This window comes from Pseudomonas sp. LG1D9, assembly GCF_002949995.1.
Taxonomy (GTDB): Bacteria; Pseudomonadota; Gammaproteobacteria; order Pseudomonadales; family Pseudomonadaceae; genus Aquipseudomonas; species Aquipseudomonas proteolytica.
In genome coordinates, this window is the sequence record NZ_CP026881.1 from 964,039 (window position 1) to 989,289 (window position 25,251).

22 protein-coding genes are annotated in these 25,251 nt (G+C 62.2%); 4 read left to right on the forward strand and 18 right to left on the reverse strand.

Translation table 11 applies throughout. The annotated features are described in order from the left end of the window. Positions 1–127 precede the first annotated feature (127 nt). Genes plsX through C5F71_RS04700 form a run of 3 tightly spaced genes read right to left on the reverse strand, consistent with a single transcriptional unit; the run spans position 128 to position 1,869 of the window. Positions 128–1,138 (reverse strand): phosphate acyltransferase PlsX, encoded by a 1,011-nt coding sequence (gene plsX / locus C5F71_RS04690; protein WP_104910732.1) that lies wholly within the window; start codon positions 1,136–1,138, stop codon positions 128–130. Between the two features lie 4 nt (positions 1,139–1,142). Beyond that, complete coding sequence (rpmF, locus tag C5F71_RS04695) at positions 1,143–1,325, reverse strand: 50S ribosomal protein L32 (RefSeq protein ID WP_008152339.1); 183 nt, start codon at positions 1,323–1,325, stop codon at positions 1,143–1,145. Between the two features lie 13 nt (positions 1,326–1,338). Next, the gene (locus tag C5F71_RS04700) at positions 1,339–1,869 is read right to left on the reverse strand and encodes a YceD family protein (RefSeq protein ID WP_029299696.1); all 531 of its coding nucleotides are present in this window, start codon (positions 1,867–1,869) and stop codon (positions 1,339–1,341) included. A 105-nt stretch (positions 1,870–1,974) separates the two neighbouring features. Here C5F71_RS04700 and C5F71_RS04705 point away from each other — a divergent pair, with 105 nt between their 5' ends. Continuing rightward, complete coding sequence (locus C5F71_RS04705) at positions 1,975–2,553, forward strand: nucleoside triphosphate pyrophosphatase (RefSeq protein ID WP_104910733.1); 579 nt, start codon at positions 1,975–1,977, stop codon at positions 2,551–2,553. Between the two features lie 127 nt (positions 2,554–2,680). Here C5F71_RS04705 and C5F71_RS04710 read toward each other — a convergent pair whose 3' ends face one another. The 3 genes from C5F71_RS04710 to rluC are packed head-to-tail and all read right to left on the reverse strand — an operon-like array spanning position 2,681 to position 5,300. Further along, on the reverse strand, positions 2,681–3,670 hold the full coding sequence (locus C5F71_RS04710) for a S49 family peptidase (protein ID WP_092237589.1): 990 nt from the start codon (positions 3,668–3,670) through the stop codon (positions 2,681–2,683). A gap of 21 nt (positions 3,671–3,691) precedes the next feature. Further along, a complete protein-coding gene (locus tag C5F71_RS04715; RefSeq protein WP_104910734.1) occupies positions 3,692–4,354 on the reverse strand; it encodes an HAD-IIIA family hydrolase in 663 nt (220 codons plus the stop codon). Beyond that, the gene (rluC, locus tag C5F71_RS04720) at positions 4,341–5,300 is read right to left on the reverse strand and encodes a 23S rRNA pseudouridine(955/2504/2580) synthase RluC (protein ID WP_005790558.1); all 960 of its coding nucleotides are present in this window, start codon (positions 5,298–5,300) and stop codon (positions 4,341–4,343) included. Before rluC ends, C5F71_RS04715 begins: the two co-directional genes overlap by 14 nt. A gap of 701 nt (positions 5,301–6,001) precedes the next feature. Here rluC and rne point away from each other — a divergent pair. Continuing rightward, positions 6,002–9,232, forward strand: coding sequence for a ribonuclease E (rne, locus tag C5F71_RS04730; protein WP_177410397.1), 3,231 nt, complete (start codon positions 6,002–6,004; stop codon positions 9,230–9,232). 413 nt (positions 9,233–9,645) lie between these two features. Here the strand turns inward: rne and C5F71_RS04735 are convergent, their stop codons facing one another. From C5F71_RS04735 to C5F71_RS04795, 12 genes are all read right to left on the reverse strand, one after another. After that, complete coding sequence (locus C5F71_RS04735; protein ID WP_169887934.1) at positions 9,646–10,224, reverse strand: NTP transferase domain-containing protein; 579 nt, start codon at positions 10,222–10,224, stop codon at positions 9,646–9,648. Beyond that, entirely contained in the window at positions 10,221–11,207 is a 987-nt protein-coding gene (locus C5F71_RS04740) for an XdhC family protein (RefSeq protein WP_104910736.1), read from the reverse strand. Before C5F71_RS04740 ends, C5F71_RS04735 begins: the two co-directional genes overlap by 4 nt. Further along, positions 11,207–13,528: a xanthine dehydrogenase family protein molybdopterin-binding subunit gene (locus tag C5F71_RS04745; RefSeq protein WP_104910737.1), complete on the reverse strand. Its 2,322-nt coding sequence runs from the start codon at positions 13,526–13,528 to the stop codon at positions 11,207–11,209. The genes C5F71_RS04740 and C5F71_RS04745 overlap by 1 nt, the downstream gene beginning before the upstream one ends. Continuing rightward, entirely contained in the window at positions 13,525–13,995 is a 471-nt protein-coding gene (locus C5F71_RS04750; RefSeq protein WP_029299710.1) for a (2Fe-2S)-binding protein, read from the reverse strand. The genes C5F71_RS04745 and C5F71_RS04750 overlap by 4 nt, the downstream gene beginning before the upstream one ends. Before the next feature lie 393 nt (positions 13,996–14,388). Continuing rightward, positions 14,389–15,408, reverse strand: coding sequence for a UDP-N-acetylmuramate dehydrogenase (gene murB / locus C5F71_RS04760; RefSeq protein WP_104910738.1), 1,020 nt, complete (start codon positions 15,406–15,408; stop codon positions 14,389–14,391). Then, complete coding sequence (locus tag C5F71_RS04765) at positions 15,405–15,869, reverse strand: low molecular weight protein-tyrosine-phosphatase (RefSeq protein ID WP_029299713.1); 465 nt, start codon at positions 15,867–15,869, stop codon at positions 15,405–15,407. Before C5F71_RS04765 ends, murB begins: the two co-directional genes overlap by 4 nt. Further along, complete coding sequence (gene kdsB / locus C5F71_RS04770) at positions 15,869–16,633, reverse strand: 3-deoxy-manno-octulosonate cytidylyltransferase (protein ID WP_070994651.1); 765 nt, start codon at positions 16,631–16,633, stop codon at positions 15,869–15,871. The genes C5F71_RS04765 and kdsB overlap by 1 nt, the downstream gene beginning before the upstream one ends. Next, positions 16,630–16,815: a Trm112 family protein gene (locus C5F71_RS04775; RefSeq protein WP_003174668.1), complete on the reverse strand. Its 186-nt coding sequence runs from the start codon at positions 16,813–16,815 to the stop codon at positions 16,630–16,632. Before C5F71_RS04775 ends, kdsB begins: the two co-directional genes overlap by 4 nt. Before the next feature lie 24 nt (positions 16,816–16,839). After that, positions 16,840–17,850, reverse strand: coding sequence for a tetraacyldisaccharide 4'-kinase (gene lpxK / locus C5F71_RS04780; RefSeq protein ID WP_104910739.1), 1,011 nt, complete (start codon positions 17,848–17,850; stop codon positions 16,840–16,842). Then, positions 17,850–18,278 carry a biopolymer transporter ExbD gene (locus C5F71_RS04785; protein ID WP_029299722.1) on the reverse strand — a complete coding sequence of 143 codons (429 nt, stop codon included), beginning with the start codon at positions 18,276–18,278 and terminating at the stop codon, positions 17,850–17,852. The genes lpxK and C5F71_RS04785 overlap by 1 nt, the downstream gene beginning before the upstream one ends. Continuing rightward, the gene (locus tag C5F71_RS04790) at positions 18,275–18,910 is read right to left on the reverse strand and encodes a MotA/TolQ/ExbB proton channel family protein (protein WP_029299724.1); all 636 of its coding nucleotides are present in this window, start codon (positions 18,908–18,910) and stop codon (positions 18,275–18,277) included. Before C5F71_RS04790 ends, C5F71_RS04785 begins: the two co-directional genes overlap by 4 nt. Positions 18,911–18,985: 75 nt before the next feature. Next, the gene (locus C5F71_RS04795) at positions 18,986–21,250 is read right to left on the reverse strand and encodes a DNA internalization-related competence protein ComEC/Rec2 (RefSeq protein WP_256588116.1); all 2,265 of its coding nucleotides are present in this window, start codon (positions 21,248–21,250) and stop codon (positions 18,986–18,988) included. A 136-nt stretch (positions 21,251–21,386) separates the two neighbouring features. On the opposite strand from C5F71_RS04795, the gene C5F71_RS04800 reads away from it, so the two are divergent. Next, positions 21,387–21,902 carry a DUF2062 domain-containing protein gene (locus C5F71_RS04800; protein WP_029299728.1) on the forward strand — a complete coding sequence of 172 codons (516 nt, stop codon included), beginning with the start codon at positions 21,387–21,389 and terminating at the stop codon, positions 21,900–21,902. 500 nt (positions 21,903–22,402) lie between these two features. Continuing rightward, positions 22,403–25,156, forward strand: coding sequence for a response regulator (locus C5F71_RS04805; protein WP_029299730.1), 2,754 nt, complete (start codon positions 22,403–22,405; stop codon positions 25,154–25,156). The last annotated feature ends 95 nt before the right edge of the window (positions 25,157–25,251 follow it).

Sequence of the window (25,251 nt, forward strand, 5' to 3'; positions counted from 1 at the left end):
GTAACAAGCCCCTAATGATCTGGTCGTCGGTGAATTGACGCCCCACAGCTGGGAGCGCAAGAAACTGACAGATTGGATGGTCAATTGAACTGGCCGGTCACATTTAAGCATTCCCGGCCCGATTCGCCTAAGGCAACAGATCCTCAAGACGGCCATGCAAGCGCTGCGGCAGGTTCTCCTGGATCTCGATCAGCGCGCGCGCAATGGCACTCTGAAAGCCCTGGACCCCTGCCGACCCGTGGCTTTTTACCACAATGCCCTGCAAACCGAGGAAGCTTGCGCCATTATGCCGCGCCGGAGCCAGGTCCGCCTGCAGGCGCCGCATCAAGGGTAGCGCCAGGGCACCCACCAGCCGGGAAGCCAGGTTGCGCTTGAACAACGCCTCGATCCGCGCGGCAATCATCGTTGCCAGGCCTTCGCTGGACTTGAGCAGAATATTTCCGACAAAACCGTCACAAACCACCACATCGGCCTCGCCGCGATACAACCCATCGCCCTCGACAAACCCGATGTAGTTCAAGCCCCGCGCCTGTTGCAACAGGCTGGCGGCCAACTTGACCTGCTGGTTGCCCTTGATGTCCTCGGTACCGATGTTCAGCAACGCCACGCGCGGACGCACCACACCCAGCGCTTCGGCCGCAACTGACCCCATCAGGGCAAAGTGCAACAGGTGCTCGGCACTGCAATCGACATTCGCTCCCAGGTCCAGCAGCTGACAGTAGCCACGCTGTGTCGGGATCGCCGCGACCATCGCCGGCCGATCAATGCCCGGCAGGGTTTTCAGCACATGACGGGACAAGGCCATCAAGGCCCCGGTGTTGCCGGCACTGACACAGGCCTGGACCTTGCCATCACGCAGCAACTCAAGGGCTACGCGCATGGAGGAATCGGGTTTGCCACGCAGGGCCTGGGCTGGCTTTTCATCCATGCCGATGGTTTCGCTGGCTGGCATTATCGTCAGGCGCGCGCGATCCACAGCCGGATGGCTGGCAATCAGTTCTTCAAGTAGGGAAGGTTGACCGACAAGGGTCAGGTGCAGCGAGGGCGTAGCGGACAGGCTGGCAATGCACGCCTGAACAATGCTGCGGGGACCGAAGTCCCCGCCCATTGCGTCAATCGCGATGACTTGAGCAGACAAGTGATTACTCGTCAGCGCCCTTGTCGATCACTTTACGACCACGGTATACGCCTTCTGGCGATACGTGGTGACGCAGGTGAATTTCACCGGTGGTTTTTTCTACAGACAGAGTGCTTGCCGTCAGGGCATCGTGGGAACGACGCATGTCACGGGCAGAGCGGGATTTTTTGTTCTGCTGAACAGCCATAATTGATTAACTCCTAAACGTTTGGGTCACGCTTTAACTGCGCCAATACACTGAACGGGTTGGACCGCGTTACCTCGTCCTCGCTCGGTTCGGACTCGTCATCGAGCCCCGCCGGCTGCTGGCATTCTTCCGGATGATGAGCAGGCACAATGGGCAAGGCGAGCAGAAGCTCCTCCTCGATCAGTGCATGCAGATCCAAAGGATCTTCGCCCAGTTCCAGCACGTCATAACCTTTCGGCAACGACTGGGTATTCGCACCCTCTTTCACCACAGCATAACTGCATTCGCTGTGGATCGGCAGGGTGACCAGCTCAAGACAACGCTGGCAAACCATTTTGACCTCGGTGTCGATAAAGCTGTGAATTACCACAGATTTACGTTCATCTCGTTCAAAAACGAATTTAGCCTGCACCGTACCGACATTGTCGGAAAGCGGGTCGCAGAGTCTCTCCAAATCGGCCAGCAACACTTCACCTTGAAGGGTGGTGCCACGATCAGCCAATTTGCGCGGGTCAACGTGAGGTGGAATCGGGTCATTCAACATAGGCGCAGCATTATAGGGATGCACCCGCCCATGTCAAAGGAAATTCAGCCCTGTGCGCCAGACTGCCCACTCGCTAGAATCCGCGACTGCCTTGAGGAGAGCCACATGTTGCCTTTATTACTCGCTTCCAGCTCGGTTTATCGCCGGGAACTGTTGAATCGCCTGCAGCTGCCGTTCATCTGCAGCTCTCCGGATATCGACGAAAACCATCGTGCAAATGAGTCCGCGGTCGACCTGGTCAAGCGCCTGGCTGAAGAGAAAGCCCGCGCCCTCGCCAACAGCCACCCAGGGCACCTGATCATCGGCTCGGACCAGGTCGCGGCGCTGGATGGCCAGATCATCGGCAAGCCCCACACCTTTGAAAAAGCCCGTGAACAATTGCTGGCGGCGAGCGGTCGACGGGTCAGCTTCCTGACCGGCCTGGCACTGCTCAATAGCGACACTGGGCGTTGCCAGGTGGACTGCGTCCCCTTCACCGTCACAATGCGCCAACTGGAGCCGGCACAGATCGAGCGCTACTTGCGGACTGAACAGCCCTACGATTGCGCTGGCAGCTTCAAGGCTGAAGGGCTGGGGGTGAGCCTGTTTCAAAGCACCGAAGGCCCGGACGCCACCAGCCTCATCGGCCTACCGCTGATTCGCCTGGTAGATATGCTGCTGGCCGAAGGTGTGCAGGTACCGTAGACCACCACAAACCCCATGCGGGAGAGGGCTTGCTCGCGAATGCGGCGCGTCAGATACACAGCCAGTGACTGACACTGCACATTCGCGAGCAAGCCCGCACCACATTTTGAGCTATGCCAACCTGAGATCAGCGCAGGGTCGGGCCCTGGAAGCCCATATACAACGCCAGCTTCTCCGCCACACTGGCACCCAGACGCTTGGAGAAGCGATCGAACGGCGATTCCTGGACGGTGAAGTCCACCAACTCCTTCTCACCAATCACATCCCGCGCCACCGAACTGGCACTGCCCAGGCCATCGATCAAGCCCAACGGCAAGGCCTGTTCGCCAGACCAGATCAGCCCGGAGAACAACTCCGGATGTTCTTTATCCTTGAGCCGCTCACCGCGCCCCTGCTTGACGCTCGCAATGAACTGGCGATGGGTGGTGTCGAGCACGCTCTGCCAGAACTGGGTTTCGTCAGCCTTTTGTGGCTGGAACGGGTCGAGAAACGACTTATGCTCGCCCGAGGTGTAGGTACGCCGCTCAACCCCCAGCTTCTCCATGGCCCCGACAAACCCGTAGCCGGCCGCCGTCACGCCAATGGAACCCACCAGGCTCGCCTTGTCGGCGTAAATCTGGTCGGCAGCACTGGCAATGTAATAGGCGCCCGAAGCCCCCAGATCAGAGATCACCGCGTACAGCTTGATCTCAGGATGCAACGCGCGCAGGCGGCGGATTTCGTCATAGACATAGCCCGACTGCACCGGACTGCCACCCGGGCTGTTGATGCGCAGCACCACACCCTTGACCTTGGGATCCTCGAAGGCGGTGCGCAGGCTGCTGACGATATTGTCGGCGCTGGCAGACTCCTTGTCGGCAATCACCCCGCGCACTTCGATCAGCGCGGTGTAGCTACCGCTGCGGGCGGCGCTTTTTTCCATATCCACCAAGGGACTGAACAGCACCAGCATGCCGATCAGGTAGGTAAAGGTCAGGAGCTTGAAGAAGATCCCCCAGCGCCGCGCCCGACGCTGCTCCTGGACACCCGCCAGCAGGGTTTTTTCCAGCAGTTTCCAGCTTTTATCATCGCCATTGTCGGCAGCGGCCTTGGTCGGCGCCTTCCACTCATCGGTCATGCCATCTACCCCAGCAAAAACTTAACGGGCCTGGTTGAGCCAGGCGTGCAATTGCGAAAACCTGTCGATCGTCAGGCGCGGCTCGTAAGCCAGCAGCGCTTCCGGGGACTGGGCGCCATAACTGACGGCAACACTGTCCATGCCGGCATTGCGCGCCATCAGCAGGTCAAACGAGGCATCGCCGACCATCAACGACTCACGAGCAGAAACGCCGCAATGGGCCATGATCTGCTCCAGCATCAACGGATGAGGCTTGCTCGCGGTTTCATCGGCGGCCCGTGTGACGTCGAAGTAATCTTCCCAGCCATTGGCCTTGAGCACCCGATCCAGCCCGCGCCGGGCCTTGCCGGTCGCCACTGCCAGGTGATAGCCCTGCTCACGCAATGCCGCCAGGGACTGCACCACCCCATCGAACAAAGGCGAAGGTTCGGACTCAAGGGCAATGTAGTGATCGGCGTAGTGCTCGCGGAACGCTACCAGTTCACTGTCGGATATCTGCGGGTACAAGGTACGAATGGCTTCGGGCAAACCCAGGCCAATGATGCCCTTGACCGCCAGGTCACTGCACAGCTCAAAGCCGGAGCGGGTCGAGGCCATATGCATGGACTCGACAATCCGGCCAATGGAATCGCACAGGGTGCCATCCCAGTCAAAAATCAGCAGTTTATAGTCAGGGCGCGACACTCAGGCGCTCCACGGTCTTGGCCCACATCTCATCGACGGGCGCCTGTAACTTCAATTCACCACCATCTGGCAACGGCACCGTCAGCATGTAGGCGTGCAGGAACAGGCGCTTGCCGCCCAGATCACGGATTTCCTTGGAGAACCCCTCGTCGCCATACTTGGTATCACCAGCAATACAGTGGCCGGCGTGCAAGGTATGTACGCGAATCTGGTGGGTACGCCCGGTCACCGGCTTGGCCTCGACCATGGTCGCAAAGTCGCCGAAACGCCGTAGCACCTTGAACAGGGTCAGCGCCTCCTTGCCCTCCTCGTCCACCTCGACCATACGCTCGCCGGAGCGCAGGTTGCTCTTCTGCAACGGCGCACGCACGCTCTTGATCGACGATGCCCAATTGCCACGCACCAGGGCCATATACCGCTTGTCCACGCCATCGCCGCGCAAGGCGGTATGCAGGTGGCGCAACATGCTGCGCTTCTTGGCGATCATCAGCAGGCCGGAGGTATCGCGATCCAGGCGATGGACCAACTCCAACTCCTTGGCATCCGGACGCAACTGACGAAAGGCTTCGATCACCCCGAAATTCAGGCCGCTGCCGCCATGAACCGCAATGCCACACGGCTTGTTGATCACGATCAGCTTGTTGTCTTCGAAGACAATCGAGGCTTCGAGGCGTTGCAACAGGCCCTGGGCCAGCGGCACGGGCTCGTCACGCTCAGGCACCCGCACAGGCGGCACCCGGACGATATCGCCCGCCTGCAGCTTGTACTCAGGCTTGATCCGACCCTTGTTCACCCGCACTTCGCCTTTACGCAAAATGCGATAAATCAAGGTCTTGGGCACGCCTTTGAGCCTGGCCAGAAGAAAATTGTCGATGCGTTGGCCGGCATATTCCGGCGAGACCTCAAGCAGCTGGACGCTGGGGGTCGGGGGGGTGGTAGTCGTCATGGCGGGAATGATAACAATTTTTTATGGAATTGAAGCACTTAATCATTGCTGCTATAGTCGCGAACGCCGCCAAAAGCGGCCTGGACAGAGGACTCGCGGCAAACTGCCGCCCCTGACCATCGCAATTCATCAGGACGCGAGGCCGTCCTACGGGGCTCTTGCCACACTGGAAGGCTCAAGATTGTAACAAGCGCAGGTGACATGAGGCCTGAAGCGAGTGCGATAAGCAGAGTGATTACTCGCCTATTGCGCCGATATTTACGGCCAGTTCACAAAGTGCAGTCAGTCTTGTACCAGACCACGGCGAATGCTTCGGAAACAACGCCTGTTATTAGCCATGAGCGTGAACTCCCCATTGGAGAACACGGTAAATGCCAACCCGCTGCGGATTCTGCGCGCGGCAGCACCCGAATTATCAGGGATACGTGTAGGGTGGAGATGCACAACCGTCGGACTGTGTAGCACTAGGCTTATATTTAGACGCTTCATCTCGTCCACAGTCGCCGGTTGATTCCTCCTCCTGACTGAGTGCTTATTAAGTCACCACAGCAAGCAGGACGCGTAAGTCGCGATACCAGCCCAATTGGCCGGTATTGCTGGACACTGGAGTGGCCAACCACTCTTGACGCACCTGACACCGACCGTGAGAAGTCGTGTGTGCCGAACGCCGTTTCCGGCAGCCCGGAAACCGACGGTACAACATGAAAAGAATGCTGATTAACGCAACTCAACCCGAAGAGTTGCGTGTTGCACTGGTAGATGGCCAACGCCTCTACGACCTGGACATCGAGTCCGGTGCACGCGAGCAGAAGAAGGCCAACATCTATAAAGGCCGGATTACTCGCATCGAGCCAAGCCTTGAGGCTGCCTTTGTCGATTTTGGCTCTGAGCGCCATGGCTTCCTGCCCCTCAAGGAAATCTCCCGCGAATACTTCAAGAAAGCCCCTGAAGGCCGCGTGAACATCAAGGACGTCCTGAGCGAAGGCCAGGAAGTCATCGTCCAGGTCGAAAAAGAAGAACGTGGCAACAAGGGCGCAGCCCTGACCACCTTCATCAGCCTGGCTGGCCGTTACCTGGTCCTGATGCCGAACAACCCGCGTGCCGGCGGCATCTCCCGTCGCATCGAAGGCGAAGAGCGCAACGAACTGCGTGAAGCGCTGAACGGCCTGATCGCCCCGGCCGACATGGGCCTGATCGTGCGCACTGCCGGCCTTGGCCGCAGCAGCGAAGAAATGCAGTGGGACCTCGATTACCTGCTGCAACTGTGGACTGCTATTAAAGAAGCATCCCTGGACCGCTCCGCTCCATTCCTGATCTATCAGGAAAGCAACGTGATCATCCGCGCCATCCGCGACTACCTGCGCCAGGACATCGGCGAAGTGCTGATCGACAGCGTTGAAGCCCAGGACGAAGCCCTGACTTTCATCCGCCAGGTGATGCCGCAGTACGCCAGCAAGATCAAGCTGTACGAAGACAGCGTACCGCTGTTCAACCGTTTCCAGATCGAAAGCCAGATCGAAACCGCCTTCCAGCGTGTAGTCGAACTGCCTTCCGGTGGCTCCATCGTCATCGATCCGACCGAAGCCCTGGTGTCCATCGACATCAACTCGGCGCGCGCCACCAAAGGCAGCGACATCGAAGAAACCGCCCTGCAGACCAACCTGGAAGCAGCCGAAGAGATCGCTCGCCAACTGCGCCTGCGTGATATCGGCGGCCTGATCGTGATCGACTTCATCGACATGACCCCAGCCAAGAACCAGCGCGCCGTGGAAGAAAAAGTCCGCGAATGCCTGGAAGCCGACCGTGCCCGCGTGCAAGTTGGCCGCATCTCGCGCTTCGGCCTGCTGGAAATGTCCCGTCAGCGCCTGCGTCCATCCCTGGGCGAGAGCAGCGGCATCGTCTGCCCGCGTTGCAACGGCACCGGCATCATCCGTGACGTTGAATCGCTGTCCCTGGCGATCCTGCGCCTGATCGAAGAAGAAGCCCTGAAAGACCGCACCGCCGAAGTCCGCGCGCAAGTGCCGATCCCGGTCGCCGCCTTCCTGCTCAACGAAAAACGCAACTCGATCACCAAGATCGAACTGCGCACCCGTGCCCGCATCGTGATCCTGCCGAACGATCACCTCGAGACGCCGCACTTCGAAGTCCAGCGCCTGCGTGACGACAGCCCGGAAGCCCACAGCGGCCAGTCCAGCTACGAAATCGCCGCGGCTGCTGCCGAAGTCGAAGAAGTCCAGCCAGCCGCCGCGACCCGCACCCTGGTTCGCCAGGAAGCTGCCGTCAAGACCGCGCCGGCCCGTGCCAATGCACCCGTGCCGGCTGAAGCCGCTGCCCCGGTTGCCGCGCCTGCTTCCCTGCCGGAACCAAGCCTGTTCAAGGGCCTGGTGAAGTCGCTGGTCAGCCTGTTCGCCACCAAGGAAGAGCCTGCTGCTCCAGCCGTGGTCGAGAAGCCTGCCGCTGAACGCCCTGCACGCAACGAAGAGCGTCGCAACGGTCGCCAGCAGAGCCGTAACCGCAACGGTCGCCGTGACGAAGAACGCAAGCCTCGCGAAGAGCGTGCACCGCGTGAAGAACGCGCACCACGTGAAGAGCGTCAACCGCGCGAAGCCCGTGAAGAAACTCCGGCCGTAGCCCGTGAAGAACGTGCTCCGCGTGAAGAGCGTGCGCCACGTGAAGAACGCGCACCGCGCGCGCCTCGCGCCCCACGTGAAGATCGCAAGCCGCGTGGCGAGCGTGAAGAACGTGTACGTGAACTGCGCGAGCCACTGGACGCCGCTCCAGCCGTGGCCGCCGCTGGCGCTGTTGCAGTGGATACCGCGACCGAAGAACGTCCGGCCCGCCAGCCCCGTGAAGAACGCGCCCCACGCCCACCGCGTGAAGAGCGTCAACCACGTGCCGAGCAAGCTGCCGCCGCCAGTGAAGAAGAACTGCTGAGCAACGACGAACAGCCACAGGAAGATGGCCAGGACAACGCCGAAGGCGATCGTCCACGCCGCCGCTCCCGTGGCCAGCGTCGTCGCAGCAACCGTCGTGAGCGTCAACGTGATGCCAACGGCAACGTGATCGAAGGCTCGGAAGAGACCGGCGAAGCCACTGAAGAAGCAGCCAACAACGAGCCGACCAGCACCGAACTGGCTGCCGGCCTGGCCGTGACCGCAGCGGTTGCCAGCTCGGTCATCAGCGCCCCTGCCGAAGCCGAAGCCAACCAGCAGGCCGAACGTGCCACCGCTGCCGTGCAGGAAACTGCCGTCGTCGAAGCACCGGTTGTCGAAGCGACCACCGTGGTCGAAGCACCTGCCGCGCCAGAAGTGGAAGTTGCACCGGTTCACGAAGCCCAGCCTGAAGCTGAAGCCGAAGTCGTGGCCGCACCTGCGGTCGTGGTTGAGCCACAGCCTGTGGTTGAAGCGGTTGTCGAAGCGCCAGTTGCCGAGCCAACCCCAGAAGTGCGTGAAGTTCGCGAAGAACAGACCGCCTTCCAGTGGACTGCCGAGCCAGCCGTCGTCGCCGAAGCACCAGCCCCGGCTCCGGTAGAGGAAGCTCCAGCACCTGTCGCCGAACCTGCGGTGGTTGCAGAACCAGTCGTGGTTGCCGAGCCGGCTCCGGTGGTGGTGGAAACCCCAGTGGTAGCCGAAGTGGCCGCCCCAGTGGTCGAAGCCCCTGCCAGCGCCCTCACCGAAAACGGCCGTGCGCCTAACGACCCGCGTGAAGTGCGTCGTCGCAAGCGTGAAGCCGAGCGCCTGCAGAAAGAAGCCGAAGAAGCAGCGGCAGCGGCCCCGGCCGTAGTCGAGGCCGTTGCGCAAGCACCGGCCATCGAAGCTGAAGTTGAGCACACTGCCCCGGTCATCGACGAGAACCTGCGTTCCGTTGAAGAAGTGGTAGAGCACAACCCCAAAGCCCTGGAAGAAGAGCACGAGCCTAAACCCCTCGCCTGATTCCAACGGCAACTAAAAAGCCCCGCCTGAGCAATCAGGCGGGGCTTTTTTACGCGCTCCATTCAACGACAGAGATCATGTGGGAGCGGGCTTGCCCGCGATGGCCATCGGTATCTACACAACTTTGCCGCAACACCTAAATCCAGGCAGATAGCGCAGTTGTGGCGAGCGGGCTTGTCCCGCGCTGGGCTGCGAAGCAGCCCCAATAAGCCGAATGCGTTGTACCAGATACGCCGTATCGGCTGGTTTTGGGGCTGCTTCGCAGCCCAGCGCGGGCGATGCGGCGTTCCGACAAGCCCGCTCGCCACGGGGGAGTTGATCAGTTTCTGAAAGTTGTGTAGATACCTATGCCGCGATGGCGGTAGAGAGAAGGCGCGGTGAGCTTGAGGCCGCCATCGCGGCCAAGCCACCCCCTACCTGAATTCCAGTGCTTGCGGCACATCCACATCCCACAACACCCCGGGATCATCCACCGGCACCTCCCGAACATCAGCCTGGGCAAACAGGGCCTTGGCACCACGATCCCCCGTCAGTTCCATCAAGGCGAGCCCCAATGCCTGGCCAAATGCAACGGGATGGCCCTGCCGGCCGGCGTGCACCGGCACACTGATCCCATCCACCCGCTCTATCACCCGCTCAATGCTCGACGCCTGAATAAACGGCATATCCCCCAACACCACCAGCCAACCCGCTGCCGGACCACTGGCCGCCACCCCTGCCGCGATGCTGTCCCCCATGCCTGCCGACTCCAGCAGCAACACTTCACAGCCATGATCCGTGGCCAGACGGATGACCTCGCTGCACGCAGGCGATGTAACGACCCACCGCCGAGTGATGCTGGCCGGCAGGTTGAGCAACACATGCTCGAAGACCGGCCGTGTCACCCCATCACGCCCCACACAATGAGCCAGCAGTTTGTCCTGCCCGCTTTGCGCACGGAACCGGCTGCCCTGCCCCGCCGCCAGGACGATTGCGGTGATCGCACTCGTCAACTGACCGCCTCCCGTACGGGTTTGGCTTGCAACACTTCCACACCGTTCTTGATCGCGACGATGTGCGCCATCAGGGACAAGGCGATCTCTGCCGGCGTATGACTGCCAATATGAAGACCGATCGGGCCGTGCAGCCGCGCAATTGCCTCGGCCCCCAGGCCCAGTAACGCGAGGTTTTCCCGACGCTTGCGGCTATTGAGCTGTGAACCCAGGGCACCGATGTAGAACGCCCGGGAGTTCAACGCGGTCAGTAGCGCCATATCGTCCAGGCGCGGATCGTGGGTCAGGGCAACAATGGCCGTGCGCTCGTCCGTCTGGATATTGAGCACCGCCTCATCGGGCATTCCCGGCACAAAGCGCCCGTGCTGTTCTTCCCAGCCATGCACAAACTCCGCACGGGGATCGCAGATCAGTACTTCAAAATCCAACAGGCGCGCTATTTCTGCCACATAACGCGACAACTGGCCCGCACCGATCAGCAACAGGCGCCAGCGCGGACCGTAGATGGCCCGCAAACGCTCACCGTCAAAACTGACGATGTCGGACTTGCTCGCCACGCTCAAGCGCACACTGCCCGTCGCCAAGTCCAGTTCCCGCGCCACAATTTCATGGGCCTCACAACGCGCCAGCAACTCCGCCACCCAGGCATATTCCTCCACACGCTCCTCCGTCAGGCGCAAGGTACCGCCGCATGGCAGACCAAAACGCGCCGCTTCGTCGCGGGTAACGCCATAGGTCACCAACTGCACCGGCGGCCCATCGTCTGACAAGCGGCCATCGTGCAGGCGGGCGATCAGGTCATCTTCGATGCAGCCACCGGATACCGAGCCGATCACCACCCCGTCGCCACGCAGGGCCAGCATCGCCCCCGGCGGCCGTGGTGCGCTGCCCCAGGTCTGGACCACGCTGTACAGCACCACCCGCTGCCCTGCGCGGCGCCACTCCAGCACGCTGCGCAGGACATTCAGATCCACGCTGTCCATCAGGCCTGCGCCTCCTGCTGCCAACCCTGCAACTGATAACGCACCGGCAGGTTACGGATGCGCTTGCCGGTGGCGGCAAATATCGCATTGCACAGCGCCGGCGCAATCGGCGGCACGCCCGGCTCACCCACACCGCCGAGGGGGACCTCGCCTGCCGGCGTGACCAAATGTATGGCAATTTCCCGGGGAGCCAGGGACATGCGCGCCACTTCGTACATATGGAAGTTGTCCTGCTGGACCTTGCCATCCTTGAAGCTGATTTCTCCCAGGACCGCATTCCCCAAGCCCATGACGCAAGCGCCCTCGAACTGCGAGCGGATGCGTTCCGGGTTGATCTGCGGGCCGCAATCCACGGCGATATCCGCCTTGTGCACGATCAGCGTGCCATCGCCCTTGACCTCCACCTCGATCACCGCCGCCACATACGTCACAAAGCTGTAATGCACCGCCAGCCCCAGGCCACGCCCCTTGGGCAGCGTGCGGCCCCAACCGGCAGCCTTGGCCGCGGTCTCGAGCACGCCACGCATGCGCGCCGTATCAATCGGGTAACGCTCGGGTGACTCGCCGTAGTTCCACTCTTCACTCAAGGTGCGTGGATCGATCTGACGATCCGGGCCCAGCAGCTTGAGCTGATATTTCAGCGGATCCTGGCCAGCCTTGTGCGCCAGCTCATCGACAAAGCTCTGGATGGCAAAACCATGGGGGATGTTCGACACCGAACGGTACCAACCCACACGGGTGTGGGCGGCGGCCTCGGGGTTTTCCAGGCGCACATTGGGAATGGCGTAGGCCATGTTGGTAAAGCCCATGCCCAGCTCGAACGCGGCCTCATGGTTCATGCCCGGCGCAAACAGCGCAGTGATGCTCGGCGCCACGGTGCGGTGCAGCCAGGCGGAGGGCATGCCGTCGTTGTTCAGGCCGGCCTTGAGGTACTCGGCAGACACGGTGTGAAAGTAGGAGTTATGGATATCGTCTTCACGGGTCCACTGCACGCGCACGGCCTTGCCGGGAAACTCCTTGGCCAGCACCGCAGCTTCAATGATGAAGTCCGGCTTGGACTTGCGCCCAAAGCCGCCGCCCAACAGGGTGACGTGGATCGTGACGTTATCGAATGGCAAGCCAAGGCGCTCGGCGACCCGCTCCCGCGTGACCTGCGGCGCCTGGCTCGGCGCCCAGGCCTCGCATTGCCCGTCTTGATAACGGGCCACGGCAACCATCGGCTCCATGGGCGACTGCGCCAGGTGTGGCAAGTAATACGCGGCTTCCAGGGTGCTGTCGGCATCGCTCAGGGCCTGGTCGATGCTGCCGGTATTGCGCACCACTTTGCCGGGCTCAAGGGCCGCGGCTTCCAGGGTCTTACGGTAGTCGATGGAGTTGTAGCCGGCATTGACGCCGTCCTCCCAGACAATCTGCAGCGCTTCACGCCCCTTGATCGCCGCCCAGGTATTGCTGGCGACCACCGCTACGCCGCCCAAGGGCTGGAACTCCGAGGGCACGGGCCGGCTTTCGATTTGCAGGACCTTGATCACCCCGGGGACTTTCAACGCCGCGCTGGCATCGAACGACTTGACCTTGCCGCCATACACCTTGGGCCGCGCAATGGTCGCAAACAACATGCCGTCAAAATGCACATCGGCGCCGTACACCGCCCGGCCGTTGACGATATCAGCACCGTCGATGGCCTTGGTGGCCTCCTTGCCGATATAGCGAAACTCCGATGGCTGCTTGAGCCGCAGACTGTCCCGCGCCGGCACCGCCAGCGCACCGGCGGCTGCAGCCAGGGCACCATAGCCCAGCTCACGGCCGCTGGGCTGGTGAATCACTTTATGCAACTGCGCACGGCACTCGCCCAGCGGCACTTTCCACTGCTCGGCGGCAGCCTGTTCCAACATGCTGCGCACGGCTGCGCCGCAACGGCGCATCGGTTCATACCAGTGGCGCATGCTGCGCGAACCGTCGGTATCCTGGTTGCCAAAACGCACTTCATCGCCCGGGGCCTGCGCAACCTTCACCAGCGCCCAATCGGCCTCCAGCTCGTCGGCCACCACCATGGTCAGGCTGGTGCGCACGCCTTGGCCCATTTCGGAGCGGTTGCAGATCACGGTGACAGTGCCATCGGTGGCGATGCTGACATACACCTTGGGGTCATCGATCACGCCGTTGGGCATGGCTGCCCCGCCGTATTGCTTCACCTCCTCGGCAAAGGCCTGGGGCAGGCCCCAACTGGCGGCCACCACCAGCGCACCGGTCGCACCGACGCCTTTAAGGAACCCTCGGCGGCTCAGGTTGTTCAGGGCGAAATTGCTTGGCAACTGGCTCATGCCTTGTCCCCCTGCAGATGCGTCGCGGCCTGGCGGATCGCTGTTTTGATACGGTTGTACGTGCCGCAGCGGCAGATGTTGCCGACCATGGCCTCTTCAATCTGCGCATCGCTGGGATTGGGGTTGGTTTTCAGCAGTGCCGTAGCCGACATGATCTGCCCACCCTGGCAGTAACCACACTGGGCCACTGCCGTGTCCAGCCACGCTTGCTGCACAACCTGGCCAACCGGGTCATTGTGCAGGTTATCGATGGTGCTGACGTTCTGCCCTTTGACCGAGCCAATAGGCGTGATGCAACTGCGGGCCGGCGAGCCATCGATATGGATAGTGCAGGCGCCGCACAGGCCCATGCCGCAACCGAACTTGGTGCCGTTGTAACCCGCCACATCGCGGATCGCCCACAAGAGGGGCATGTCCTCGGTGACATCCAGCGGATGATCTTGACCGTTGAGTTTGAGAGTAATCATGGGCACGCCCGCATAGTGATTGGATTATGGGGTCGAGCTATCTGCCGCTTTCAGGGGAGCGGAGTTGGTTCACGCAGATGGCTCAGGCTAATCGGGCTCTCTTGTGAAGACAGGTGTTGCGTCAGGGAATGTGCATCACTGTAGGAGCGAGCCTGCTCACGAAAAACGCCAGGACACCACGTTGATTCAGAGCGCCCACGTCATCGTTGACGATCTTCGCGAGCAAGCTCGCTCCTACCATTCCCTGCACGAACAACACCGACCTTTCACCGGGCCTTTGATAAACAGTATCTATAAAACGATAAACAGGCATCGTTAGCCTGCTAAGTTAACCCAGCATTAACAAAAAAGCCCTGCAATGCAGGGCTTTGTTCAACACGCTAGAAGCGTAGCTCAATAACGATTGGGCTCCATTTCCAGATCGACCTTGAAGCGCTCGGCGATATCGCGCTGGATGCGTTGGGCCAGGCTGGAAATCTCCAGGCCCGTGGCCGCGCCGTAGTTGACCAGCACCAGCGCCTGCAAGCGATGCACACCAGCATCTCCGTCGCGAAAGCCTTTCCAGCCGGCCTTTTCAATCAACCAGCCGGCCGCCAGTTTCACTTGGCCATCGGCCTGGGGGTAAGCCACCAGATCGGGATACTGCAGCTTCAATTGCGTCGCCAGCACCTGGGACACCAGCGGGTTCTTGAAGAAACTACCGGCGTTGCCCAAGACCGCAGGGTCGGGCAGTTTCTCACTGCGAATGCTGCAAATGGCCCGGCTGACATCGCTCGGTGTCGCCTGGGTAATGCCCTGCTCAGCCAGGCGTTGTTGCACCGGGCCATAGCCGAGTTGCAAGTGCGCCACGCGGCTCAAGGTAAAGCGTACGCGCAGGATCAGCCAGCGCCCCACTTCGTGCTTGAACAGGCTGTCGCGGTAGGCGAAGTTGCATTCTGCCAGGCTGAAATCCCGCAACTCGCCGGTCTGGCGGTCGAGGGCGGTCAGGCCGGCGAACACATCCTTGATCTCGACCCCGTAGGCGCCAATGTTCTGCATCGGTGCCGCACCGACCGTACCGGGAATCAGGCTGAGGTTTTCCAGGCCAGAGAACCCTTGTGCAAGGGTCCACAGCACAAAGGGATGCCAGGCCTCCCCCGCCTCGGCTTCCACCACAACCTGCTGGCCGTCGTCGTGCAGCACCCGGATACCCTGGGTCGCCATGCGCAATACCAACGCCGGGATGTCCTGGGTCAGCAGCAGGTTGCTGCCGCCCCCGATCACCAGCAACGGCAGCTGTTGCGCCGCCGCATAGGCCAGGGCCTCGCGCACATCGGCATCGTTATGGGCTTCGGCGAACAACTGCGCACGCACATCAATGCCAAAACTGTTGAAGGCCTTCAGGGAAACCTGGGGCTGTACATCCAGGCTCATAAACGCCCCTTCAATTCGATCACCAGCAAATCACAGGCGGCCTCGATCAGGTCCAGGACCTGCTCAAAACCTTGCTCGCCGTCGTAATACGGATCCGGCACTTCATCCACCGCCGAGTCGTAGCGGCGCAGGAACAGGTCCAACTCTGCCTTGCCCTGGGCCGGTTGCATGGCCTTGAGGTTACGCAGGTTGCTCTGGTCCATGGCCAGGATCAGGTCATAACGCGCAAAGTCGGCGCGCGACACCTGCTGGGCACGCTGGGCCGACAAGTCGTAGCCACGGCGCAGCGCCGCTTGCTGGCTGCGCTTGTCCGGCGCCTTGCCGATATGCCATTCGCCGGTGCCGGCGGAGGCCACCTCGACCTGGTCGGCCAGCCCGGCAGCCCGCAATTTATGGCGCAGGACGCCTTCGGCGGTGGGCGAGCGGCAGATATTGCCCAGGCAAACAAACAGGACTTCCATCAAGCCCCCAGCAACCGACGCACGCGCTCAAGGTCTTCCGGCGTATCGACGCCGGCCGGCGGGGCTTCCATGGCATCGTCGACATGAATGCGCACGCCGTGCCACAGGGCCCGCAGTTGCTCCAGGGCCTCGGTGTTTTCCAGCCAGCATGGGCCCCAGCTGACGAAGTCATGCAGGAAACCGGCGCGGTAGGCGTAGATACCGATATGGCGACGATACGGCACGCCGGCTGGCAAGACGTCACGTTGCCTGGCGAATTCATCGCGCGCCCAGGGCAGGGTCGAACGGCTGAAGGTCAAGGCCAGGCCATTGATGTCGCTGACGACCTTGACCACATTGGGGTTGAACAAGGTCTCAATGTCTTCGATCGGTTCGGCCAGGGTCGCCATGCGCGCTTCGGCATGGGCGGCCAGGTTGGCGGCGACCTGGTCGATGACACACGGCGGGATCAGCGGCTCGTCGCCTTGCACGTTGACCACGATGGCGTCCGGCGCCAAGCCCAGGTGCGTGGCAACTTCCGCCAGGCGGTCGGTGCCGGAGTTGTGGTCTTCACGGGTCAGCACCGCTTCGGCGCCAAAACCCTTGCAGGCCTCGATGATCCGCAGGTCATCAGTGGCCACCACAACGCGCTGGGCGCTGCTTTTGCAGGCCTGTTCCCAGACCAGTTGGATCATCGGCTTGCCGCCGATCATCTGCAAAGGTTTGCCGGGCAGGCGGGTGGAGGCATAGCGCGACGGGATGACAACAGTGAAGGCAGTGGTCATTTATCCAGGCGCTCGTCGGTCGTCAGGGTACGGGCTTCGCTTTCCAGCATCACCGGGATGCCGTCGCGGATCGGGTACGCAAGGCCTGCGCCTTTGCTGATCAGCTCGGTCTTGTCGGCGCTGAGCTTGAGCGGGCCTTTGCAGATCGGGCAAGCGAGGATATCGAGCAGTTTGGTGTCCATGGGGGTTTCCTGGATAAAAGCGTTTTAAGGCAAAAGTCGAGCCGGCAGCAGGCGCATCAGTTGCGTGTCGAACCAGGCGATAAACGCCGGTGACGGTGCCGCATCGACTGCAAGGTACCACCAGTGTGCCTGGGCAAAGGCGCGGCACTTCACCGCGTCCTTTTCGGTCATGACCAGCGGCAGTGATGGCGAAAAATTCAGGACCTCGGCGCTGTAGGGCGCATGGTCGGCAAACGCATGGGGTATCGGCAGCCAGTGTAGCGTTTCAAGGGTATTGAAGAAACGTTGCGGGTTGCCGATACCGGCGACCGCATGCACCCGCTGGCCCAGCGGAAAATGGTCCAGTGGCTGGCGCTCGCCGGTCAGCAGGTTGACCAGGGTGGTGGGCAGCAGGCGGAAGGCAAAGCCATCCTCGCGATCAGCCCCGGCGCCGTTGTAGAGCAGCGCATCGACGCTGCGCAGGCGCTCGACCGGCTCGCGCAGCGGCCCGGCAGGCAGGCAGCGGCGATTGCCCAGGCCGCGGGCGTTGTCGATCAGCACCAGTTCAAGGTCACGGGCCAGGCGGTAATGCTGCAGGCCATCGTCGGACAGGATCAGGTCCAGGGTGTCGCTGGCGAGCAGGGCCTGCACCGCACGGCTGCGATCAGGGTCGATCACCAGGGGGACGCCACTGCGCTGCACGATCAGCAAGGGCTCGTCACCGGCCACTTGCGCGCTATCGCTGGCTTGCACCCGCCAGGGCAACTGCGGCGGCTTGGCCCCGTAGCCACGGCTGACCACGCCAACCCGCAGGCCACTGCGCTGGCAATGGTCGATCAACCACAGGATCAACGGCGTCTTGCCCGTGCCGCCCACGGTGATATTGCCGACCACGACGATGGGCACCGGTGATTGGTAGATCGTCCCCTCGCCCGCCAGGAACCGGTCGCGCTTGCGCTTGACCACCCGGCGATAGAGCGCCTCCAACGGTTGCAGAAGCTTGAGCGCCGGATGGCCCTCGTACCAGGCCTTGAGCAAACGATCGGACAAGGCCATCAAGGCTGCCCCGCCGCCTCGACGGTGGTCATGCGCAAATGGCTGAAACCGAGCTTGCCGGCAGCATCCATTGCGGTGATCACGGCCTGGTGCGGGGTCTTGCCATCGGCGCTGATGGACAGCGGCATTTGCGTATCACCGCCGGACTCCTTCTGCAGCGCGTCCATTACGCTGGCCACGTCGTTCTTCTCAAGCAACTGGTTGTTCACCGAAAACACCCCTTCGGCGCTGATGGTGATCTCCAACTGCTTGAGCTGCTGATCTTCGGCCGGCGAGCCGCTGACGGCTTCCGGCAGTTCGACCCGCAGTTGGGTTTCCCGGGTAAAGGTGGTGGTGACGACAAAAAACAACAACAGGATAAACACCACATCGATCAACGACGCCAGGTTGATATCGACGGTTTCCCGAGGCTTGCGGCGAAATTTCACGCTTTGCCCTCGACCAGGTCGACGTCACGGTCGCCCTGGACCACTTCCACCAGCTTGATCGCCTCCTGCTCCATACCCACCACCAGTTCATCGATGCGGCGCTGCAGGAAGCGGTGGAAGAATACCGCCGGGATACCCACCATCAAGCCCGCAGCCGTGGTGATCAAGGCCTTGGAAATCCCCCCGGCCAATACCGAGGCGTTGGTGGTCATGCCCGAACCGGTAAAGGCGCTGAAGATATCGATCATGCCCAGTACCGTGCCAAGCAAGCCGAGCAACGGTGCCATCGCGGCGATGGTGCCCAGGGCATTGATATAGCGCTCCAGCTCGTGGATAACCCGGGCGGCGGCTTCTTCAATGCATTCCTTCATGATCTCGCGACCGTGCTTGGAGTTGGCAAGGCCGGCGGCGAGGATCTCGCCCAGGGGGGAATTGGCCCGCAATTCCTTGAGTTTTTCCTTGTCCAGTTGCTTGTCCTTGATCCAGCGCCAGACCTGCCCCAGCAGATGATCAGGGGTCACGCGGCTGGCACGCAGGGTCCACAGGCGTTCGGCAACGATGCCGAGTGCGGCGATGGAGCTCAGAATGATCGGCAACATCATCCAGCCGCCGGATTTGACCAATTCCCACACAGTGAATGTCCCCTCGAAAAAGTGCGCCACTTTAGCATATAGGCTGACGAGGAAGGGCCTGCCCGCCGACAGCCATCATGTCGCAGGCACCGGCCTTTGGTAACTGTCAATGACAGGCGCGCGCCAGAAACGACGCTGGCTGCGTGCCATGACCGGCGCCTGGAAAGCCCCCAGGCGCAGGCGGATGGCGCCCTGCTCGGCGCTGTCATAAATGGCGCTGCGCAAATACCGGTAACGCGCCAGTACTTGCGGGTGCGGATGGCCAAAGGAGTTGCCACGCCCGCGGGAGATCAACACGGCCTTGGGGGCGACTCGCTGGACGAACGGCCATGACGAGGAACTGCGACTGCCATGATGGGGCGCTTGCAGCCAATCAGTGGCGACCGCCAGGGGCGTGGCGAGCAAGGCCCGCTCGGCCTCGCGGTCTATATCGCCGGTCAGCAGCAGGCGCTCACCATTGGCCTGGACTTGCAGCACGCAGGACTTCGCATTGCCGTTGCTGGCATCCGCCCATTGCCACAGTTGGAACGCCACACCGTCCCATTCCCATTGCTCACCGCTGACACAGGCCTGGGTCTGGAGGAACGCTGGCAGGCCCTGGGTTTCCCCGCCCACCACCCGCTTGACCGGCAACCCGCGCGCAACCGCCGCAACCGCCGCAGCGCCCCCGGCATGGTCGGCGTCGGCGTGACTGAGCAGCATCAAGTCCACTTGGCCAACCCCCAGCTTGCGCAGCGCCGGCAGTACCACGCGCTCACCGAGGTCAAACTCCCCAAGCCGCGGACCGGCGTCATACAACAGCACGTGGTTGCGGGTGCGCAGCACTATCGACAGGCCCTGGCCGACATCCAGTTGCTCCACCGCTACCTGCCCCAACGGGATCGATTCGCGGGGCGGGAACACCGCCAGCAGCAACAGGGGCCAACCCAGCAGGCGAAAGGGAATGCCCTTGGGCATCAATAACAGCAGTGCCCCCAGCAGGCTCAGCAACCAGTAGCCAACGGGCACCTCGGCAGGCATCCAGGCCGGTACGCGCTCGGCCAGCATGGCCAGGGCCATGAACAGCCAATCCAGTGCGCCACCCGCCAGCCACAGCAGGCCGCCGCCCAGCCACGGCAGCGCCAGCAACAGCGTGCCCGCCAGCGCCAACGGCAGCACCAGCAGGCTGATCCACGGCACGGCAAACAGATTGGCCAGCGGCGCGCTCAAGCTGATGGGCAGGCCGAGGATCAGCAGCAGCGGGAACAGACCAATAGCGATCAGCCATTGGGCACGGGTCCAGGCAAGCCAGGCGCGCCATGGCCCCAGGCGGCCGCCGAAGGCCAGCACCAACACGGCCACGGCGGCAAACGACAGCCAAAACCCCGGTTGCAGGCTGGCCAGCGGCTCGATGATCAACACCGCATTCAGGGCCAGCAGTAGTGGCCACCAGATCCCCAGATGGCGAAACCGCAAGCGCCACAGCAGCACCAGCCCCACCATTACACAGGCCCGCTGCACCGGCACTTCAAAACCGGCCAGCACGCCATAGGCCAGCACGCCGGTAAATGCCAGGCCGCAGGCCCAAGGCAGCCAGGGCAAGCGCCTGGGCCAGCCGCCGTAGCGGGCCAGCCCGGCCACCAGGGCGTAGATCAAGCCCGACAACAGGCCGATATGTTGACCGGAGATGACCAATAGATGCACGGTGCCAGTGGCCTGCAAAATGCGCCAGTCCTCGGCGGCCAGACCGGAGCCGTCGCCCAGCACCAGTGCAGCCAGCCCGGCTTCGCGGCCCTGGGCATCGACTGCCAACAACTGCTGGCGGATCCCATCGCGCCAGGCATGCCGGGCCGGCGCCAGGCGCTGGCCATCCTTGACCGAACCGATCGCCCCCACACGCTGGGCCAACAGCCAGGCCTCCTGGTCGAAGCCATGGAAATTCAGTAGGCCGGCGGGACGCTTGAGGGTCACCGCCAAACGCCAGCGCTCACCGCTGCGCACTGCGGGGCCACCCTGCCAGCTCACGCGAATACGCTGGGGCAGCCGGTCCTGACGTGACCGGCTGTCGCTCAACTCGAAGCGCACCACCCCATTGGCCTGCTGCGGCAGCCCGCTGACGCGCCCTTCCAGCCAGCGAGTCTGGCCGTCCAATGCGGGGCTGAGTCGGTCGTCGAGGGCCCGTTGCGCGCTGAAACAGGCCCACCCCAGGCCCAACAGGAAAAATGCCAGCGGATAAGTTCGAAACGGCAGCAGCATCAACGCCACCACCGGCAACACCAGCAACCAACCGACCGGCGGCAAGGCAGGCAGCAGGCGCAACGCCAGCAGCCCCAACGCCAGCGCAAACATCCCTGTACGCATGGATCATTCCTTGAAAGTGACCCATTGAGTGTTAGCCGAGTGGTTCCGGGAGGACTATGATTTTTTGTCACAAAGTCTGAATTTCCCGTTCGTAGAATACGGGCATACTTGCCCCTCGAACTGACCTGGACCCCCTATGCCACGGCGCTTATTCAAACGGTACATGCCCGATCCGACCAGCATTCGGGAACACAAGTCCTTACGCTTTCTCGGGACGCTGCTCCATGACCCCAACCTTTGGCACCTCAACCGGCACTCGGTTGCCCGGGCCATGGCTGTCGGCCTGTTTGCCGCCTTCATTCCCATCCCCTTGCAGATGCTGCTGGCGGCCGTCCTCGCCATCTGCGTGCGCGGCAATATGCCCATTGCCGTGAGCCTGGTATGGCTGACCAACCCAATTACCATGCCGGTGGTGTTCTTCTGCACCTACATGACCGGCACCTGGCTGATGAACATCCCACCGCGCACCCTGCCCGACGAACTGACCTGGGAATGGATCAGTGGGCAACTGTCGACCATGTGGCAGCCGTTCCTGCTGGGCTCGGTGGTGATGGGGCTGGTCTTGGGCGCGCTGGCGTACTGCCTGACGATGGTGTATTGGCGGTGGTGGGTGGGTCATCAATGGAAAAAGCGCCAGCAGCGTAATCGATAGAAGGCGGCCCCTCAGTTCAGGAGCAGAGGGGTCCCGGCTGGCGCCATCGCGGCATAGGTATCTACACAACTTTCAGAAACTGACGAACTCCCCCGTGGCGAGCGGGCTTGCCCCGCGCTGGGCTGCGAAGCAGCCCCAAAACCAGCCGCTGCGGTGTATCTGGTACAACGCATTCGGCTTATTGGGGCTGCTTCGCAGCCCAGCGCGGGGCAAGCCCGCTCGCCACAACGGCGCTATCTGCCTGGATTTAGGCGTTGCGGCAAAGTTGTGTAGATACCTATGGCCATCGCGGACAAGCCAGCGCCTACCGAAGTACGCGCACGCTTTGACGATCAGGGAGGCAGCGATACCCGCCGTTACTGCCGCTCAATAATCCCGCCATCGCCCTCTCAAGCATTTTTTGCAAGATTCCAAGCCCCTCATATGGCTACACTGCGCAGGTAGCGCGGGCCGGATGCCTGCGTAGAATGTCGACATCAGTGTGGTAGCGGGAGAGTGGCGTGCTAAGAAGAATGGGGATAAAAGGCCGCGTACTGTTGCTGACCTTGTTGCCTACCAGCCTGATGGCATTGCTGCTGGGCGGTTATTTCACCTGGATGCAGCTTTCGGACCTGCAAACCCAGCTGCTCAATCGCGGCGAGATGATCGCCGAACAGTTGGCGCCGCTGGTGGCACCGGCACTGGGCAGCAAGAACATCGATCTGCTGGAGCGCATCGCTACCCAGTCCCTGGAACAAGTCGATGTGCGGGCCGTGTCCTTCCTGGCGCCCGACCGCTCGTCCCTGGCCCATGCCGGCCCGACCATGCTCAACCCACCGCCCATCGGCAACAGCTCACACTTGTTGCAACGCACCGACAATGACGCCACCCGCTACCTGCTGCCCGTGTTCGGCCGCCATCGCAACCTCGCCGGCGAGCTGATTCCCGACGAAGCCGACCGCCTGCTGGGCTGGGTCGAGCTGGAACTATCCCACAACGGCATGTTGCTACGCGGCTATCGCAGCCTGTTCGCCAGCCTCCTGTTGATCGCCGTCGGCCTGATCTGCACCGCGGCCCTGGCACTGCGCATCAGCCGCACGATCAACTCACCCATCGGGCAGATCAAGCAAGCGGTGGCGCAGCTCAAGGATGGCAACCTGGAAACCCGTTTGCCGCCCTTGGGCAGCCAGGAGCTGGATCAACTGGCGTCCGGTATCAACCGCATGGCCGAAACCCTGCAAAACGCCCAGGAAGAACTGCAACACAGTATCGACCAGGCCACCGAAGATGTGCGCCAGAACCTGGAAACCATCGAGATCCAGAACATCGAGCTGGACCTGGCCCGCAAGGAGGCCCTGGAAGCCAGCCGCATCAAGTCGGAGTTCCTGGCCAATATGAGCCATGAAATCCGCACGCCGCTCAACGGCATCCTCGGTTTTACCCACCTGCTGCAGAAAAGCGAGCTGTCGCCCCGTCAGTTGGATTACCTGGGCACCATCGAAAAATCCGCCGACAACCTGCTGGGTATCATCAACGAAATTCTCGACTTCTCGAAAATCGAAGCCGGCAAGCTGGTACTCGACAATATTCCGTTCAACCTGCGCGACCTGCTGCAAGACACCCTGACCATTCTCGCCCCGGCCGCCCACGCCAAACAGCTGGAGCTGGTGAGCCTGGTCTACCGCGATACGCCCCTGTCCCTGGTGGGCGACCCGTTGCGTCTCAAGCAGATCCTCACCAACCTGGTGAGCAATGCCATCAAGTTCACCCGCGAGGGCACTATCGTGGCCCGGGCCATGCTTGAAGACGAGCAGGAAGACAGCGTACAACTGCGCATCAGCGTGCAGGACACCGGCATCGGCCTGTCCAACCAGGATGTACGCGCCCTGTTCCAGGCCTTCAGCCAGGCCGATAACTCACTGTCCCGCCAGCCCGGCGGCACGGGGTTGGGCCTGGTGATCTCCAAGCGCCTGATCGAGCAAATGGGCGGTGAAATCGGCGTCGACAGCACGCCGGGCCAGGGTTCGGAGTTCTGGATCAGCCTCAACCTGCCCAAGACCCGCGACGATATCGAAGACCTGCCCTCCCCGCCGCTGCTGGGCCGGCGCGTGGCGGTGCTGGAGAATCACGAACTGGCGCGCCAGGCCCTGCAACACCAGTTGGAAGACTGTGGCCTGGAGGTCACGCCGTTCAACAGCCTGGAGAACCTCACCAACGGCATCACCAGCGCGCACCAGACCGAACATGCCATCGATCTGGCGGTGTTGGGCATCACCGCCAATGACATTCCGCCGGAACGCCTCAACCAACACCTGTGGGACCTCGAACACCTGGGCTGCAAAGTCCTGGTGCTGTGCCCGACCACCGAGCAATTGCTGTTCAACCTGTCGGTGCCCAACCCCAACAGCCAGCTGCAGGCCAAACCGGCCTGCACCCGCAAATTGCGCCGGGCACTGTCCGACCTGATCAGCCCGCGGCCGTTGCGCAGCGAGCCCGGCGAACCGTTGTCCAGCCGCGCACCACGGGTGCTGTGTGTCGATGACAACCCGGCCAACCTGCTGCTGGTACAGACCCTGCTCGAAGACATGGGCGCCAAGGTCCAAGCCGTGGAAAGCGGCTATACCGCCATCGAAGCGGTGAAAAAAGAAGCCTTCGACCTGGTGCTGATGGATGTGCAGATGCCCGGTATGGACGGGCGCCAGAGCACCGAGGCGATTCGCCAGTGGGAAAGCGAGCGCCATGGCACACCGCTGCCTATCGTCGCGCTGACGGCCCATGCCATGGCCAATGAAAAACGCGCCCTGCTGCAAAGCGGCATGGATGACTACCTGACCAAACCCATCAGCGAGCGGCAACTGGCCCAAGTGGTGCTGAAATGGACCGGCCTGGCCTTGCGCAATCAAGGCCCGGAGCGCGCCGTCGAAGGCCACGGCCCCGCCGCCCAACTGCCAGTGCTGGACCATGAGGAAGGCCTGCGCCTGGCGGCCGGCAAGGCAGACTTGGCCGCCGACATGCTGGCCATGCTGCTAGCGTCCCTGGAAGCCGACCGCGAGGCGGTGTGCATCGCCCGCGAAGCCAACGACAATAACGCGCTGATCGAACGGGTCCACCGCCTGCATGGCGCCACCCGCTACTGCGGCGTGCCGCAATTACGCGCCGCCTGCCAGCGCGCCGAAACCTTGCTCAAGCAAGATGACGCCAAGGCCATCGCCGCCCTCGATGAGTTGGACATGGCGATTGCCCGCCTTGCCAGCGAAGCTCGGGTCAACGCCTGACACAGAACAACACGCCAAACCCCCATGACGGGCAACATACCTGTTGGAGCCGGCTTGCCGGCGCCTACAGGTACCACACGCTATCTTGCAGGGAG

What these genes read in the sequence shown, in the direction of transcription:
- C5F71_RS04710 (WP_092237589.1), bottom strand. Translation starts at nt 3,670, where the DNA reads ATGACCGATGAGTGGAAGGCGCCGACCAAGGCCGCTGCCGACAATGGC.
- C5F71_RS04700 (WP_029299696.1), bottom strand. Translation starts at nt 1,869, where the DNA reads ATGTTGAATGACCCGATTCCACCTCACGTTGACCCGCGCAAATTGGCT.
- rne (WP_177410397.1), top strand. Translation starts at nt 6,002, where the DNA reads ATGAAAAGAATGCTGATTAACGCAACTCAACCCGAAGAGTTGCGTGTT.
- kdsB (WP_070994651.1), bottom strand. Translation starts at nt 16,633, where the DNA reads ATGACCACTGCCTTCACTGTTGTCATCCCGTCGCGCTATGCCTCCACC.
- C5F71_RS04740 (WP_104910736.1), bottom strand. Translation starts at nt 11,207, where the DNA reads ATGGACAGCGTGGATCTGAATGTCCTGCGCAGCGTGCTGGAGTGGCGC.
- C5F71_RS04795 (WP_256588116.1), bottom strand. Translation starts at nt 21,250, where the DNA reads ATGCGTACAGGGATGTTTGCGCTGGCGTTGGGGCTGCTGGCGTTGCGC.
- rluC (WP_005790558.1), bottom strand. Translation starts at nt 5,300, where the DNA reads ATGACGACTACCACCCCCCCGACCCCCAGCGTCCAGCTGCTTGAGGTC.
- C5F71_RS04745 (WP_104910737.1), bottom strand. Translation starts at nt 13,528, where the DNA reads ATGAGCCAGTTGCCAAGCAATTTCGCCCTGAACAACCTGAGCCGCCGA.
- murB (WP_104910738.1), bottom strand. Translation starts at nt 15,408, where the DNA reads ATGAGCCTGGATGTACAGCCCCAGGTTTCCCTGAAGGCCTTCAACAGT.
- C5F71_RS04705 (WP_104910733.1), top strand. Translation starts at nt 1,975, where the DNA reads ATGTTGCCTTTATTACTCGCTTCCAGCTCGGTTTATCGCCGGGAACTG.
- C5F71_RS04765 (WP_029299713.1), bottom strand. Translation starts at nt 15,869, where the DNA reads ATGGAAGTCCTGTTTGTTTGCCTGGGCAATATCTGCCGCTCGCCCACC.
- lpxK (WP_104910739.1), bottom strand. Translation starts at nt 17,850, where the DNA reads ATGGCCTTGTCCGATCGTTTGCTCAAGGCCTGGTACGAGGGCCATCCG.
- rpmF (WP_008152339.1), bottom strand. Translation starts at nt 1,325, where the DNA reads ATGGCTGTTCAGCAGAACAAAAAATCCCGCTCTGCCCGTGACATGCGT.
- C5F71_RS04800 (WP_029299728.1), top strand. Translation starts at nt 21,387, where the DNA reads ATGCCACGGCGCTTATTCAAACGGTACATGCCCGATCCGACCAGCATT.
- C5F71_RS04775 (WP_003174668.1), bottom strand. Translation starts at nt 16,815, where the DNA reads ATGGACACCAAACTGCTCGATATCCTCGCTTGCCCGATCTGCAAAGGC.
- C5F71_RS04750 (WP_029299710.1), bottom strand. Translation starts at nt 13,995, where the DNA reads ATGATTACTCTCAAACTCAACGGTCAAGATCATCCGCTGGATGTCACC.